General features: G+C 48.0%; 9 protein-coding genes. 6 read left to right on the top strand and 3 right to left on the bottom strand.

Features of this window, described 5'->3' with window-relative positions; all coding sequences use genetic code 11:
- Positions 1-15: 15 nt before the first annotated feature.
- Both A4R26_RS05155 and A4R26_RS05150 read right to left on the bottom strand, forming a co-directional pair.
- Positions 16-1,956 (bottom strand): RagB/SusD family nutrient uptake outer membrane protein, encoded by a 1,941-nt coding sequence (locus tag A4R26_RS05155; RefSeq protein WP_081161623.1) that lies wholly within the window; start codon positions 1,954-1,956, stop codon positions 16-18.
- Positions 1,957-1,974: 18 nt separating this feature from the next.
- Positions 1,975-5,247: a SusC/RagA family TonB-linked outer membrane protein gene (locus A4R26_RS05150; RefSeq protein WP_081161619.1), complete on the bottom strand. Its 3,273-nt coding sequence runs from the start codon at positions 5,245-5,247 to the stop codon at positions 1,975-1,977.
- Between the two features lie 402 nt (positions 5,248-5,649).
- Between A4R26_RS05150 and A4R26_RS05145 the strand changes: the two genes are divergently transcribed.
- Positions 5,650-9,834 carry a hybrid sensor histidine kinase/response regulator gene (locus tag A4R26_RS05145; RefSeq protein ID WP_081161616.1) on the top strand — a complete coding sequence of 1,395 codons (4,185 nt, stop codon included), beginning with the start codon at positions 5,650-5,652 and terminating at the stop codon, positions 9,832-9,834.
- A gap of 443 nt (positions 9,835-10,277) precedes the next feature.
- On the opposite strand, the gene A4R26_RS05140 is transcribed toward A4R26_RS05145, so the two are convergent.
- Entirely contained in the window at positions 10,278-10,463 is a 186-nt protein-coding gene (locus A4R26_RS05140; protein WP_133054549.1) for a hypothetical protein, read from the bottom strand.
- Positions 10,464-10,867: 404 nt separating this feature from the next.
- Between A4R26_RS05140 and A4R26_RS05135 the strand changes: the two genes are divergently transcribed.
- The 5 genes from A4R26_RS05135 to A4R26_RS05115 all read left to right on the top strand — a co-directional run bounded on the left by A4R26_RS05135 (position 10,868) and on the right by A4R26_RS05115 (position 16,353).
- Positions 10,868-11,245, top strand: a complete 378-nt coding sequence (locus tag A4R26_RS05135; protein WP_081161610.1) for a LexA family protein — start codon at positions 10,868-10,870, stop codon at positions 11,243-11,245.
- Positions 11,220-12,491, top strand: coding sequence for a Y-family DNA polymerase (locus A4R26_RS05130; RefSeq protein WP_242674827.1), 1,272 nt, complete (start codon positions 11,220-11,222; stop codon positions 12,489-12,491). Before A4R26_RS05135 ends, A4R26_RS05130 begins: the two co-directional genes overlap by 26 nt.
- A gap of 3 nt (positions 12,492-12,494) precedes the next feature.
- Positions 12,495-12,986 carry a hypothetical protein gene (locus tag A4R26_RS05125; protein WP_081161606.1) on the top strand — a complete coding sequence of 164 codons (492 nt, stop codon included), beginning with the start codon at positions 12,495-12,497 and terminating at the stop codon, positions 12,984-12,986.
- 3 nt (positions 12,987-12,989) lie between these two features.
- Entirely contained in the window at positions 12,990-13,787 is a 798-nt protein-coding gene (locus tag A4R26_RS05120; protein WP_081161603.1) for an SOS response-associated peptidase, read from the top strand.
- Between the two features lie 412 nt (positions 13,788-14,199).
- Positions 14,200-16,353 carry an NHL domain-containing protein gene (locus A4R26_RS05115; RefSeq protein ID WP_081161600.1) on the top strand — a complete coding sequence of 718 codons (2,154 nt, stop codon included), beginning with the start codon at positions 14,200-14,202 and terminating at the stop codon, positions 16,351-16,353.
- The last annotated feature ends 17 nt before the right edge of the window (positions 16,354-16,370 follow it).

Below are 16,370 nucleotides of genomic sequence, written 5' to 3'. Positions count from 1 at the left end.
TTAGTGTTTTAAAAATTACCAGCCGGGATTCTGCAACAACTTTTTATTCCTGAGTATTTCATCCTGGTCAATGGGCCAGAAGTAATCGCGCAGCTTAAAGGTCTGTGTCCACTGAACTACCGGTTTGTAATAGGCGGCTGCTTCCTGTTGTTCGGTGCTCCAGCCGCGGATTGGCGCATTCAAAACAATATGCGCTTCACGCCATCTTCTCAGATCCCAGAACCGCTGCCCTTCAAATGCCAGCTCAATCAATCGTTCCTGGTGAATGATGTCGCGCAACCCGGCTTTTGATGTATGCCTGGTACTTTGGGTCGAAAAATTTTCCCAGCTATAAACTACGCCGGGCAAGCCGGCTCTGCTCCTCACCTCATCTATCCATTTGTATGTTTCATTGCCCGGACCGTTCACTTCATTCAATGCTTCCGCATACAACAGGTACAGATCGGCGAGGCGAATCTCGGGCCATGGATATGGCGTTTGATTGCTACCGGTAACATTGCCATCGGCGGCACCCACCGTACCCATACTTACCAGCTTTTTGATCCAGTAACCAGTAACCGAAAAATTACTTACGCCCTGCCTCGCGGCAAACTCGGCCCTTCTTGCTTTTACAAACAGCATATTGCTGATGGAGTGGTTATTGATCCAGTTACCGAACCAGATGCCACGGTCAAAGGCCAGGTTGGCATAAAAACGGGGCTCACGATCGTAGTGCAGCTTCACCGTTTGTTCATTCTTTTTGATGTAAAATGTATCGGCGCCCGTCGCTGTTTTCAATTGAAACCGGCCGGCATAATCCCAGGTTTTATCTTCCGTAATGGGCACACCGTTATTTGTATAGAACAATTCAGCCATTTTTATAGGCGGTGCCAGAATGCCTTTTGGCCCGCTGCCGCTTACCGCACCACCGGCCAGTATGGGCATCGTCCAGCGTTGTATATCGGTGGCCCTGCTTGTTGTATTGGCCCAGATCACTTCGGTATTGAATTCCTTTTCGGTTACTGCCATCCTGATGCCCAGTTGTGTTTTGATGGTATCGTTGATGATCCAGCCGGGGTTCAATGCCGGATTATATCGCTGTAAAGAATAAAAATTACTATGGCAGAAATCGATAGCCTCTTTACAGGCGGCGGCCGCCGTTTCCCATTTCTTTTGATCGGCTATGGGGTTTATGAGGGGAACGCCGCCATCCTTTCCTCCGGTTTTCAGAGAAACAAAATCACCGTTGCCATTAAATAACGGGCTTGCAGCCGTTACCAGCACTTTTGCCTTCATGGCCAGCACGATCGATTTGGTGATCCTTCCCAGCTCAGTTCCTTCGGTGCCTATGATTTTTGCCGGCAGGGCGTCATTGGCAGCGGCCTCATCGAGCAACCGAACTATATAACTGAAGCAGCTATCTACATGTTCCCGCGGCACCTGCACGTCTTCGGGGGCACTGCCTACAGCCAGGTTTTCTCTTATGACGGGAATGGGGCCGTACATGCGAACAAGGTAAAAATGATAACAGGCTTTCAGGAATGTCACTTCCGCTTTCCACCGTTCCCTTTCAATGGCTTCCATGTCGCGCACCCTGTCTATACCGCCAAGGAAGATGTTGCAGTCGCGTAAAGCGGTAAATAATCTTAGTCCCTGGTTCTTACCCGTCCAGTAACTTCCCAGGGGGTTGGCCACGTTCTGCATACCGCGGGCAATATTCCAGTAGTCGGCATCCACATCGCGAATAGGGTCCATATACCATACTTCGTCGCCCGCATTGAATGCAGGATTGTCGTCCATATCGCCATGCCTGGGCAGATAGGAGTAACAGGTGAACAGGAATTTCTCAGCGGTGCTTCGTTGGGTGAAAGCATTATCAATGGTACCTACCTGGTCGGGTACCACATCGAGGTACTTTTTACAGGAACCCGCCGCCATCGCCAGCAACATTGTCAGTAATATTTTTAAATTTTTCATTGGTTTATTTTTTTGTCGTTACAGCGATACCTGAATGCCGGCGTTGACCACTCTTTGTATAGGGTAGTTCAACCCATTGCCGGCCAGCTCAACATCCCATAAGTTAAACTGGCTGAAGTTGATGAGGTTGGTACCGTTGGCATACAACCGCACATTTTCGATATGAATTTTTCCGGCAATTCTTTTCGGGAGGGTATAACCCAATTCAAGCTGTTTCAACCTTAAAAAGGCGCCGCTGCGCATGAACCAGGTACTGGTTTGACTGTTGTTTCCATTCAGCACCGGGCTCAGGCGGGGCCACAGGGCGTATAAATTCCGCTTCTCTTCAGACCAGTGATCATCGGCATATGCCTGCAATAACTGGTTTTGCAGAATGTAACCGGGCAGTTCGCTTCCGCTATACCGGTACGATACAAACGGAGCGGTGGCCCGTACGTCTATCCAGAAAGAACGGCGGGCCGTTCCCTGGAAGAAGGTGGAAATATCGAACCCTTTGTATTTGGCGGAAACACCGAACCCGTAGGTGATCTCGGGTGTAGTGGGATAACCCAGCGGCACCATATCGAGTTTATCAACCACTCCATCGGCATTTACATCGCGGTATTTGAGATCACCGCCTTTATAATCACCAAAAGTTTGCGCCGGTGCGTTCTTTACTTCTTCGTCATCGACAAACAGGCGTTCTGCTATATATCCCCATGCCTGCGAAATAGGATAACCGGTGCGGTTGAGGTAGAAGAGCTCATCTCCGTATTGCAGGGATTCATTTTTATCGAGCCGGCTGCGGGCGTAGGTGAAATTACCGCGGGCCTGCACCAGCAGGTTCTTACCAAAGTTTTGTAAATATTCAACGGAGATATCGATCCCATGCCCCGATGCTTCGCCCACATTGGCCTTGGGCGGATTATTTTCCAGATCAACCTGCAACCCCAGTGTATAGGGAATATAGGTACGGCCCATAAGGATATTATACCGCTTCTCGGTATAATACTCCGCAATAATATCCCATTTGCCAAACAGGCTTAGCTCCATGGCATAATTGGCCTTCCTTGACGTTTCCCAGGTAATATCCCTGTTCTCATAGCGGTTAATGGCAATGGTATTGCGGGTATAACGGCCATCGGTACCGAATGCAGGATTATTGGCCGTGCTGTTCAGGTTCACATCGCTCAGGTAATAAAAACGATCGTCGGCGCTTCCGATCTCATCATTGCCAACCAGGCCATAGGTGGCCCTGAGTTTGAGTTTATTGATCGCCGATTTATATTGATCGAAGAATTTTTCATTGGAAACATACCAGGCCATACCCACCGAAGGGAAGAACCCGAAACGTTCGGTTTTATAAAACCGCTCCGAGCCGTTATAACCGAAATTGAATTCGGCATAATACCGGCTGTCGAACGAATAGGTGGCGCGGCCTGAAACACCCATATTGCGATATGCCAGCGACTTCTGCAATGTTTTCGTGTCGCCCTCCTGCCGGCTCCGCGCGGTAACCACCATCAACCCGCTGATGCCATGTTTTTCAATCGTTCTGTTATAGTTGGCTGCGCCTTCAAAATAAAAGTTGGAGGTTACTGTTTTATCACCGCCAACGGGCGCGCCCAAATAATCTGTGCCGCCCTGCGGCACTGCACCGGCGCCCACCTGGTCGGGGTTGATGACCATTAACTGATATGTGTTGGTGTATTTATCATACGCATTTGCGCTATAATAAAAAGGATTGTAGCTGCGCGATACATCGAAATAAGAAGAGCGGTTGATGTTCGTAAATGCACGAACGGCCAGCCCGGGGGTAACAAAGGAAAGGTCCTGCCGTACTTCGAACTGGGCCGACATCAGCGACTTGTTATAGTCCTTATAACCCGACACCATATCGGCATAGGGGTTCAGGTAATTTCCCTTATCGAAATTGCCGAACATAATATGGTTTACAAACTGATGCGCTGAATCAACGGGATAATATGCCGGGTATAATACAGGGCTTGTTCGCATCACTTTTCTATACAACCCCGAACCGCCGTCGACCGGACCATTATAATCATCGAAGGTGCCATATAAACGTACCATCACATCGGTAGTGCGGGTTACTTTCAATCCGACATTCGAACGAAGGTTATACGTTTTCAGGTTAATGTTATTATTGAAATTATTGCGTTTGTCTACTTTTAAGATCCCGTTGTCCTGTGTAAAAGAACCGGCGAGAAAATAGTTGACGATCTGTCCGCCCCCGCTAACGCTGAAATTACCCCGCCGGTTGGTTGCCCTATCCTTAAACAACATCTCCATCCAGTCAACGGCGGGAAACATGTTCGGGTTTACTCCCAGTTGCGTATAATCGATCTTGCTTTGCAAATAAGGAAGCGGCGCCAGCGGGTTGCGCGTCAATACCGATTCCTGGTGCAGTTTGAGATAAGTGACGGGGTTGGCCAATTGTACGGTTTTGGTTGGTTGTGAAACGGAGTTCTCGAAGCGGATATACACTTTGGCCTTTCCCTGTTTTCCTTCTTTGGTGGTTACCAGTATAACCCCATTGGCCCCACGGGCGCCGTATAAAGCACTGGCCGTAGCATCTTTCATAATGGAAAAACTGGCGATATCATCGGGTTGAATACGGGCGAGGTCGGTTGCGGTATACTCAACACCATCGATAAGAATAAGCGGCGATGTTTTATAACCAAAGGTGGTTACGCCGCGTATAAAGAACTGGGCATTGTCCTGCCCCGGCTCACCGGTTGTTTGATAGGCAATGACACCTGCCAACCGGCCGGCAAGGGCTGTGGTGAGATTACTGGAAGGCACTTTCAATTCTTCGGGACTGATAGTGGTCATGGAGCCAACGATATCGCGTTTTCGTTGTTTGCCATAGGCAACTACCACTACATCGTTCAATGAGTTGGAGGCGCGCTTCAATAGTACATTGATCACTTCTTTTCCTTTTACCGGTATTTCCTGGATGTCGAAGCCTACCATGGAAAACACCAGCACTACATTATCATTTGGGACCGATAAGATGTATTTACCGTTGATGTCGGTGGTTGTTCCGGTGCCGGTTTGTGTTTTTACAAAAACGGAAACACCGGGCATGGGGCTGCCTGCCGAATCGGTAACGGTTCCTCTTACCTCATTATCGGGCGGCGGGGGAGTATAAACCCGTAACGGAATAACCGGCGGCTGTTTTTGAAATATTGAATAAGCGGGCGGCTCCTGGGCATAAGCGCCATACATAGTGAATAGTAAACAGCAAAGCGCTGCTATCCACCTCGTTGGGGCGGGGCAAGTCGGTGTCATAATCGTTAGTTTTGGCGGCGATCTATAAGCACTACCAAATTACCACCAACAAACACTACGCGTTATTGTTAGTTTGGCATTATATTAAACTATCTTACCAATGCGATTGCAGCTCTCCTGTATAAATTTTTACTGGCTGTTTTCTTTAAAAAACAACCATTCACGTACTGACAATAAGCGTTTTACACTATCAACATACACGTTGTACCACGTGAAAGACCGCAGTGATATTTTTCAGAAATACATACTAACATGTAGCGGGCTCCTTACAATTCCTTATTTACATAGAAACACCCAATAGCATGATATACAATCACCTTTGTGAGGCGTTCCTTAGCTGCCTGGATCTCCCGTCCCAAACAACCATAAAAAACAAGCGGCAGATCACAGGTTGATCAGATAATGAAATACATAGTGAGCCTGCTGCTGGTATTACAATGTTGCCATGGGTTTGTTGCATACTCACAACAACCACAACTCCGCTTTGAGCATTTGGGAATAAACGATGGGCTTTCCCAAAGCAATGTTACCTGTATTCTGCAAGACAGCAGGGGCTTTATGTGGTTTGGCACAAAGGATGGCATCAATATGTACGATGGCTATGGCTTTACCGTGTATAAGAATAGCTCAGCCGACACAAACAGCCTCAGCCATAACTTTATCAAAAACATTATTGAAGATACCAGTGGAAACCTCTGGATCGCCACCTGGGGCGGCGGCGTTGACCGGTTCGACAGGCACACAAAAAAATTTACCCATTACAGGTACCGGGGAAAAAACACCAACAGCATCGGCGATAATTTTATTACCTCTCTTCGGTTTGATGAAGACGGCCTGTTATGGATAGGCACACAAACCAGCGGACTGAACCAGCTTAACCTCAAAACGAGGCAGGTTACGAAATATGTTTTCAACAAAAACGATACAAATAGCATCAGTGACAACTTCGTAACAACGATCTATAAAGATAGCCGCAACCGGTTGTGGGCAGGCACCCTGCGCAACGGATTGAACCTTTTCAATAAAAAAACCGGCACTTTCACCCGGTTCCGGCACAACCCGGCTGAACCCAGGTCTATTTCGGGCAACAATATCTGCAGCTTTTTTGAAGACAGCCGCCACCGGCTTTGGATCGGTACGGTGGGCGGCGGATTGAATGTAATGGAAACCGGCCAAAGCGGATTCCGTCATTTCAGGCATGATGCTGCCAAGGCCAACAGTTTACCCATCGACGTTGTTTTCGCGCTTGCAGAAGACGATGCCAGCCAGATCTGGGTAGGCACCGAGAACGGCGGATTAAGTATCATGAACCCCGAAACAGGCAATTTTTCTACCTATACCCAGGACGATATCGATGACCGGAGCCTTACCAATAATTCCATTTACTCAGTTTACAAAGACAGGCAGGGAAATATGTGGGTAGGCACTTACAATGGCGGTATAAATTTACATAGCAAAGGGTTTAACAAATTTGCCCACTACAAGCATAGCAGTTCGCCCCATAGCCTTAGCCATAACAAAATGCTGGGCATTTGTGAAAGCGCCGATGGTTTCGTTTGGCTGGGAACCGATGGCGGTGGATTGAACCGGTTCAACCCCCACACCAAACAATTCAAACGGTTCACTCACCAAAAAGGAAATGCCAACAGCATCTGCGGCAATGTGGTCATCAGTTTGTTCGGCGATAAAGACCACAATGTGTGGATGGGCACTTACGGAGGCGGCATAACCGTGTACAACGAAAAGAACAATACCTACCGGCACCTGAAGCACGAAGAAAATGTTCGCAACAGCCTTGCCGGTAACAATGTTTGCGCCATTATGCAGGATGCAGATAAGGAAATGTGGTTTGGCACGTATGGCCAGGGCATTGACAAATACAATATTAAAACCGGCACTTTCACCAATTACCGGTTCGACAGCACCAACAGCAACAGCATCAGCAATGACCGCATATTAAATATCGTGCAGGATAGCAAAGGATATATCTGGATCGGAACTTTTGAAGGCGGCATCAACCGGTTCGATAAAAAAACAGGCCTGTTCACGCGCTTTACCCACGCTGATAAAAACAACAGTATAAGCAGTGACCAGATCAACTTCATTCACGAAGACAAATACAAAAACATCTGGATCGGCACACATTATGGCCTGAATTGCTACAACCCTGCTACCAACCGGTTCAGATCGTATACCATGCGCGATGGATTGCCAGGCAATATCATTTTCGGTATAGCCGAAGACGGCAAAGGCAACTTATGGCTTAGCACCAATCATGGTATTTGCCGGTTTAACCCGGTTACCGGTGACTGTAAAAAGTTTTCCGTTGCCGACGGGCTGCAATCCAATGAATTTACCGGCACTTCCGTGCTGAAAAGCCGTTCAGGTTACCTGTACTTCGGCGGAGTGAATGGTTTCAATGAATTTTTCCCCGACAGCATTCAACGGCAATTGTATGAACCGCCGCTGATGTTTACCGGTTTCCAGATATTCAATAAAGAAGTACCGGTGGCAGACGAGCTCGATCCCGACTCCCCGCTTACCCGGCCGGTAAGTGAAACAAAACGCATCGTACTGTCGTATAAAAGCTCGGTAATTTCATTTGATTTCGTATCGCTCAACTATACCACCAAAGAGAGAAAACAATACGCATACAAACTAAGAGGCTTCGATAAAGACTGGAACTATGTGGGCACCCGCCGCACTGCCACGTACACGAACCTTGATGCCGGAAACTATACGTTGGAAGTAAAAGGGCTTAACAGCGACGGCGCCTGGAGCTCCCGTATGGCTTCCATTCAACTTACCATTCTGCCGCCATTTTATTCAACCCTCTGGTTTCAACTGTTATGCGGCATTGGTCTTGTTGCCGGCATTTTACTCATCTACAGCTACCGTGTACGCAGCATTAAAGCACACAACGCAGCGCTGGAAAGGCTGGTAGGCGAACGCACCCGGCAACTGGAATGTGCCATCAATGTAGAACGCAGCACCCGCGAAGATGCAGAGCAGGCGCGCGCCGAAGCGGAACAGGCGAATAAAGCCAAAAGCATCTTCCTCGCCACCATGAGCCACGAAATACGTACACCCATGAACGGGGTCATTGGCATGGCCTCGCTGCTTGGGCAAACTTCGCTTACCGGCGAACAGCGTTCCTATACCGAAACCATTCAAACCTGCGGTGAAAACCTGCTTACCGTAATCAACGATATACTCGACTTTTCCAAAATAGAATCGGGGAAAATGGAGTTGGAAGAAAAAGAATTCGACCTGCGTACCTGCATCGAGGAAGTGCTTGACATGTTTGCGCCGAAGGCAGCACAAACAGGGCTCGATCTCGTTTACCAGATCGAATGCAAGGTACCGGACAGGATCACCGGCGACAGTACCCGTTTGCGCCAGATACTAATTAACCTGGTTGGAAATGCCATTAAATTCACGCATGCCGGCGAAGTATTTGTACGGGTATACCTGATGAATATGTATAAACACGGAGGCGTTCAATTGGGATTTGAAGTGCGCGATACCGGCATCGGTATACCTGAAGATAAACTGGAGCGCCTGTTCAAAGCCTTTTCACAGGTTGACCATTCCACTACCCGCAAATATGGCGGTACGGGACTGGGGCTTATCATTTGTGAAAAACTGATCAGGCTTATGGGCGGTTATATTGAAGTGGAAAGCAAACCCGGCCGGGGATCTGTTTTTGCTTTTGCCATAGCCACAAAAGCCGCCAGCCATGATTCAGGGGAAGAAACATCTGTGAACATGCAGGACATTGCCGGCAAACGAATATTGGTAGTGGATGACAACGCCACCAACAGAAAAATACTGAAAACGCAACTGGAACTCTGGCAACTGCAACCCATTATAGCCCAGTCGGGCAACCAGGCGCTGGAGTTATTGGCCACCGGCCCGCACCCCGATCTGGTACTAACCGATATGCATATGCCCGAAATGCCGGGTGTTGAGCTCGCCGGTCATATTCGCGATCGCTATCCCCATTTGCCCGTTATACTATTGAGCTCGATTGGCGACGACCTCAGCAAAGAACACCGCGACCTCTTCAACTTCGTATTGACGAAACCTGTTAAACAACAGGTTTTGTGTAAATACATTTTGAACACCCTCAGCAATACGTTTAACGGGGCAGCGGAAAAAGAAACAGCAACTCCGAACGTGCTGCAAGCCGAATTTGCCACGCAATATCCCCTGCAGATATTACTCGCCGAAGACAATCCCTTCAACCAGGCGGTGGCTACGGCCATTTTAAATAAACTGGGCTATCAATTCGACCTGGCCGAAAATGGCGAACAGGCGGTACACATGCAGGAACAAAAACCGTATGACATAATTTTGATGGACGTGCAAATGCCTGAAATGGATGGCCTGGAAGCCACACAAATCATCAGGAAAGAAGCTTCACGGCCGCAACCGGTGATCATTGCCATGACGGCCAATGCCATGCAGGAAGACAAAGAGGAATGCCTGCAGGCCGGCATGAACGACTATTTAAGCAAACCGGTGAACCCGGCAGACCTGGTGCTGGTGTTGAAGAAATGGGCCAACAGGATTGTTCATGCGTGAATTGTGAATGGCCTCGCGAAACGTGAAACGTGAAAAGACTTGCGATATTTGAGATTGATATCCGGCCTTTCAGTGTCTCAATTTTAAGCCGATCGCTCCTCCTTCGCCTTCGCTTCGGATGGTCAGGGGGTGCCGGCTGGTTCGCCGTGGCCCGGGCGAAGGCGAATTGCCGATCGCCGACGTACGCCGCGCTGAGGTTTGCCGTTTCACGTTTCACGTTTGCCGTTTGCCCACTCGCTACCAGCCAGCCATTCCCCAAAATACAAAGGGCCATCCCGGTTGTAACCAGGACAGCCCTCATACCCCTCCGGGCTACTAATCATTTATGGACATGGGAGGAGTCGGTGCCTGACCCACCGCCGCCATTGCGGAGTAAGTGGGCGCTTATGGATAAGGCGGACATAATAGGATAACCGGTTTACAGCGTATCAGTTGTTGCCGGTTCAAGGTTTTACTTTTCTGCCCCTTTTGTCATTACCGAAATGTTGTGTATGCGCAAGCGAAAAGATCGTCTTATAATCCACATCCAACAGATTGCTGATCTTGTATAACTCTGCTAACGTAAACTGCTCAACGTGCTCGATCAAACGCGTCATCCGGTTATTGTTGGTCCCCAGGTCGTGAGCCATTATAGTTTTCGGAACATGGGTAAAGATTTCCTTGAATTCGGTTATATGTCGCCCTTCGATCAATATTTTAACTGCTTTATATCGTGGATCTCTTTCCATGTATCAAAGAAAAAAACAAATTCATATTGAAAAAGCATAAAGGATGGTTTGTACTTTCTTTGTTATAACATGTTCTTTTTTTGGTTGTCGCTATAACTTTTTTAATTACGAACGGTACAGTGATCATCCACCGGAAACTTGTTACTAAAGCCGCTCAGCATCTGCATTTTATCAGCATTATCTTCTCCCCCACACGCTTAAGAACAGGAAGTGGAGCACTAAAAACAAAAAGTTTTCCACTAAATATATTAGTACAAAACTACTAAATATCTTAGTATTTTTGTACTGCAACCAAACAAATAATTATGGGTTTTCCGTCTCCGGCCAAAGATTACCAGGAGGATGTAATTGAATTGTCGCAATACCTGGTGCAACACCCTACCGCCACTTTTTATTTCAGGGTTTCGGGCGATAGTATGATCAATGCCTGCATACCACACGATTCGCTGCTGGTGGTTGACCGGTCGGTAAAACCCGTCAGCGGCATGATCGTGCTGGCGGTGGTAAATGGCGAATTTACCGTCCGCCGTATTGTTCAAACGCGGAAAAGCCTGGTGCTGCACCCCGAGAACCCCATGTACAAACCATTGGTAGTCACAGAAGAAATGAACATGCAGGTATGGGGTGTGGTAACCGCAGTGGTAGTAAAGTTTAAATATGAAAAAAATGATCGCGTTGGTTGATTGTAATAATTTCTATGCATCGTGCGAACGGCTTTTTCAGCCCGGGCTGCAAAACAAGCCCATTGTGGTGCTCAGCAACAACGATGGTTGTGTAATTGCCCGCAGCGACGAGGCCAGGGCGCTGGGAATTGAAATGGGCGCGCCCTCCTTTCTTATTGAATCCCTGTTACAACAACATAACGTATCGGTTTTTTCTTCCAATTATACCTTGTATGGCGATCTGAGCGACAGGGTAATGACCACCCTGTCGCAATATACCGACCGGCTGGAAGTATATTCCATCGATGAAGCCTTCCTCGATCTCACTTCTTTCAGGCACCACTATGTAACCGGTTACGCCCATACCATCAGGAATATGATAATGCAAAACGTGGGCATCCCGGTTTCCATAGGTATTGCCCCGTCGAAAACACTGGCCAAAATGGCCAACAGGCTGGTGAAGAAAAGAAATAAACAGGCGGGCGTGTATTGCATCGACACCGAGGAAAAAATGCAGTTCGCTTTGCAAAATACGGCGGTGAACGACATCTGGGGTATCGGCAGCCAATATACGAAACTGCTCACGCGCAACGGTTTTGTAACGGCCTGGGATGTTTCGCGGGCGCCGGAAGAATGGATAAGAAAGAACCTTTCGGTAGTGGGGCAGCGCATGTACAATGAGCTGAAAGGTATTTCATGCATTCCGTTCGAAGAAATGCCGGCCAAAAAGAAAATGGTGTGCGTTGCCCGCGGGTTTGGTAAAGTGCTCAGCGACAAAAATGAAGTGATGGAAGCCCTGGCCAATTTTACCGCTATGGTTGCGGCTAAGCTGCGCAGTGAGCAGCTGGCTACAAATGCCATCCAGATCTTTGTGCAAACCAATGCGCACCGCAGCAACGAGCCGCAGTATTTTCGTTCGCTTACCATTCAGCTGCCCGAAGCAACCAACAGCACCAACGAACTGATACGGCAGGCCCGGCAGGGCTTTGAAACCATTTACCGGCCGGGTTATAATTACAACAAAACCGGTTGCACCGCCATGGAACTGGTGCCGGCCGAAAAGATACAATACAATATGTTCGATACGGAAAACAGGGCACGGAATTCGCAGCTGATGCAGGTAGTGGACACGGTGAACAGATCGTTTGGGAAAAATGCATTACGGTTTGCCCTGCAGGGATTTGGCACGCGATGGAAATTGCGCCAGTTGAAATTATCGCCCTGTTATACCACCCGTATAGAGGAAGTGCTAACGATAAACATCTGAGCCATGCACAACCCGTTTGTTTTGCTTACAACCCGTTTGCTGGAGTCGCTTATAAAAGCGGGTAATCATTTTTTTGTGCGCCAGACATACCAACGGGGAAAGAATCAACTGGACCCGCTCAACAAAGCCGCTTTTTTATTTACCCACTATACCGATTACAGCCGCGCAAAAACCCATTACGATACGCTCGAAAACGATTCTAACCGGTTTTTATACAACATTGCCGAGGAAGCGCATTACCGCAAATTATTTATTGCTGCAGGCCAGCCCGAAGGTTTTAAAGTGTACAGCCCCATAGTACAGCAGGCATGGAAACCAACAGCGCCCGTTGCTGCAAAGATCCGCCACTACATCGATCAAAAATTAAAGTGGACGCCCGCCAGGCAGGACGGCGTGAAGGCCGATCTTTTTGTTCAGTTTGGCGAACTTTTCATTACCTTGAAGTACGGGATCCACGAAGTGAAATTACCGCTTGCAGACATTGAAAATTTTTGATGCATGTGTTACGATATTTCTTTTTCATCGAACGTTCAGTTGATAACCGATTACCTGCCCGACCTGGTGGTTGACGCCCAGTTGCCGATAGATTTCGATCTTACGCTTCACGTAATGGCACAGGCGTACCGGAAATACCCGGTGATCATTTTTGAAGATGATACTTACAAGCTAAAATCCTTTGAATGGGGCGTTATTGCCGATTACATGAATACGCCGGAGAAAGTAAAACAAAGCCGGCAATACATGTGCAATGCACAAAGCGAGAAGATCATCAATGACAAAAAATCGTTCTGGAGAAGGATCCGTTCAAAAAGATGTCTGATACCCGTAACAGGTATCTATGAGCACCGCGAAATAAAAGGCTGGAAAAATAAAGTTCCGTATTTCATACGGCTGAAAGACCGGCCCATGTTCTGCATCCCCGGTTTATACCATTATTCTCCCCTGCCCGATGTGGAGACCGGCGAAATAAAAGGTACCTTTACACTTATCACGCGTTCTGCCAATAGCGTTATGAAGCAAATTCACAATGGCGGCCCCAATGTTTTCCGCATGCCGATGTTTTTGCCGAAAGAACTGGAGATGCGATGGCTGCAGCCCGGCCTTACAGATGAAGATATACAACAGGTTCTTGATTTTGAAATGCCTTCGGAAACACTCGATTACTGGCCTGTATTTACCATTCGCTCTACCAAACCCCGCCCTGATAATCAGGATAAAACAGCACCGTTCACCTGGCCAAATCTGCCGCCACTGGGCGTTGATGAAAGTACGGAGCAAAAAAACCTGTTCTCTTAGTAAAACTACTGTTGTGCATTTTCGAAACAATAATATATATGATTGACCGTTTTTTAGTTCTCACTACCGGGGATTTGTAGCAAGCGCACTGTGGTAAAGCCATCTGCCGAAAATTGAGTACCAGATCATAACATATGCAAATAAACACTACGCCTGTGAGGTGAACAGTGCGGAAAACTTCGGCCCGAAAAGAAAAAGGACAACCCGATTGCACACGCCGTTATTCCGCTCCCATCTTAAGGCTTACCACATCTGTGAATCGTGGTTTAATTACGATAGAAGAATTACGAACCGTAGAGATAGTTTTACACTGTTGATATCATTCATTACCAGTATTTGCTGAATAATGAAACTTTTTATATTTTTTCGAGGTATATAACTTTACTGTTATTAAACTAATCCTGATAATCCCATGAAACTCAACCAGATTGTATTTAGCAGCCTGATTGCTTTCGCAAGCAGTTCTGTAGCGAACTCGCAAACCATTACAACTGTTGCCGGCGTTATCGGCTCCCCCGGATATGTGGGTGATGCTGGCCCGGCCAACAATGCCAGATTTAACCAACCGAGAGCGGTGGCTACCGATAACGACGGTAACCTCTACGTAGCGGATATGCGTAACCACGTTATCCGTAAAGTAAACTCAAACGGTATCGTTAATACTGTTGCCGGTAATGGTACTGCGGGAACCGCCGGTGCCGGAGGGCCCGCCACCGCAGCCCAGTTAGCTCAGCCTACTGGTATGACCATCGACAACGATGGCAACATTTACATTGCCGACTACAATGCATCGGTAATCAAAAAAGTAACCACTTCAGGTATCATGACGATCTTCGCCGGTAACGGTACTGAAGGTTTCAGTGGCGATGGCGGTCCTGCCGCACAAGCCAAGTTGTATCGTCCTACTGCCGTAGCTGTTGACAAAGAAGGCAACCTGTACATTTCCGACGCTTCGAACAAGGTGATCAGAAAAGTAACTAAAAGCGGTGTCATCACTACTGTAGCGGGTGTGCCCGGAAGAGCCGGTTACGCGGGTGATGGCGGCCCTGCCACCAAAGCCCTGCTTACCCAACCTGCAGGTATAGCTGTAGACTACTCTGGCAACCTTTACATTGCAGACCCTTCAAACTCTGTGATCCGTAAAGTAAACCCAAGCGGTATCATTACCACCTTTGCCGGAACCGGTGTTGCCGGTTACAGCGGTGATAATGGCCCTGCCACCAAAGCGCAGTTCCAGATCGGTTCGCCTCAGGGCCTCGCTGTGGACCCTGCCGGTAACGTTTACGCTTCCGACTATCAAAACCACGCTATCAGAAAGATCAATAATAAAGGTATCATCACTACCATCGCTGGTAATGGTTCGCCCGATTATGCCGGTGATGGCGGTCCTGCTATCCTGGCTAAAATATGGTACCCCATCGGTATCGCTACCGACATTGCGGGTAACGTATTCATCACTGATAGCTATAACAATACCATCCGTGAGATCGTTTCAAGCTGTACTGTTCCATCGCCTTCGTTCGATCAGCAGCCGCTCAGCAAAAGCGTTTGTAAAGGCGGCAGCGTAACCTTTACAGTTGCAGCCAACAACGCCGATAACTATCAATGGCAACAGTTCCAGCCTTCAACCGGCGAATGGATCGAGTTGAGTGATGGTGCAAATTTCTCAGGTGTAACTACCACCTCACTTACTGTTAACAGCATCACCGATAAAATGAACAATAACCAGTTTAGGGTTATGGCCAATAACGCATGTAAAACAATGTTCTCCAGCAAGGCGACATTATCAGTTACCGGCGGTTCAAGCCCAACACTGGCAATTACGCCTGCCCTGAACGGTATGTGTATCGGTTCGCCTGCTGCGTTCACGGTAAAAGTGACCAATGGCGGCGCGGCCCCGGCTTACAAATGGATGGTTAACGGGAACGATGCCAACAGCAACAGCCCTACCTACTCAAACGCTTCCCTGGTAAATGGCGATAAAGTAAGCTGCGTGCTTACAAGCGCCACAGGTTGCACCGGCGGGGCAATCACTTCAAACGAAATTGTAGTGAAAATGGGTACCGCTCCTGAAGTAAAAACAAACTCTGAAATAAAGATCTTTGAAGGCTTCAGCGCTAAATTATCGGCCATCAGCGAAAACCAGATCACCGGCTACTCATGGTCGCCAACCAGCGGCGTAACCGGATCAGCTACCGCCCACCCGATCGTTAAACCAGCAAAAACCACTACTTATAAAGTAACCGGCACAAACGCCAGTGGTTGCACCGGAACGGCCGAGGTAACAGTAACCGTACTTAAAAGAATAGCAATGCCTGCATCGATTTCAATTTCGAAAGGCCCGGTATTCAAGCTTCCTGAAGTTGACCCCGACTTTACACTGGGATCCCTTCAGGTGCTTAACGCAGCCGGTAAAGTTGTTTTCACAACAACTGATATCAATAAAGGCTGGACCGGTACTATCGGCAGCGCCAAAGCTCCGGCGGGTACTTACAAGTACGTAATCTCCGGAACCCTTCAAACAGGAAAGGTAACCTCAAGAGGTTATGTGAAACTGCTCCCATAAAATACCTGCGAAATGCA

The organism is Niastella populi, assembly GCF_002078015.1.
GTDB classification, from domain to species: Bacteria; Bacteroidota; Bacteroidia; order Chitinophagales; family Chitinophagaceae; genus Niastella; species Niastella populi.
Note: the sequence above shows the minus strand (reverse complement) of the source record. Positions and strands in the feature narration are given on the sequence as shown.

Bases quoted from the DNA above. Each gene is read 5' to 3' on its own strand.
- A4R26_RS05150 (WP_081161619.1), bottom strand. From the start codon at position 5,247: ATGACACCGACTTGCCCCGCCCCAACGAGGTGGATAGCAGCGCTTTGC.
- A4R26_RS05120 (WP_081161603.1), top strand. From the start codon at position 12,990: ATGTGTTACGATATTTCTTTTTCATCGAACGTTCAGTTGATAACCGAT.
- A4R26_RS05145 (WP_081161616.1), top strand. From the start codon at position 5,650: ATGAAATACATAGTGAGCCTGCTGCTGGTATTACAATGTTGCCATGGG.
- A4R26_RS05125 (WP_081161606.1), top strand. From the start codon at position 12,495: ATGCACAACCCGTTTGTTTTGCTTACAACCCGTTTGCTGGAGTCGCTT.
- A4R26_RS05140 (WP_133054549.1), bottom strand. From the start codon at position 10,463: ATGGCTCACGACCTGGGGACCAACAATAACCGGATGACGCGTTTGATC.
- A4R26_RS05135 (WP_081161610.1), top strand. From the start codon at position 10,868: ATGGGTTTTCCGTCTCCGGCCAAAGATTACCAGGAGGATGTAATTGAA.
- A4R26_RS05115 (WP_081161600.1), top strand. From the start codon at position 14,200: ATGAAACTCAACCAGATTGTATTTAGCAGCCTGATTGCTTTCGCAAGC.
- A4R26_RS05130 (WP_242674827.1), top strand. From the start codon at position 11,220: ATGAAAAAAATGATCGCGTTGGTTGATTGTAATAATTTCTATGCATCG.
- A4R26_RS05155 (WP_081161623.1), bottom strand. From the start codon at position 1,956: ATGAAAAATTTAAAAATATTACTGACAATGTTGCTGGCGATGGCGGCG.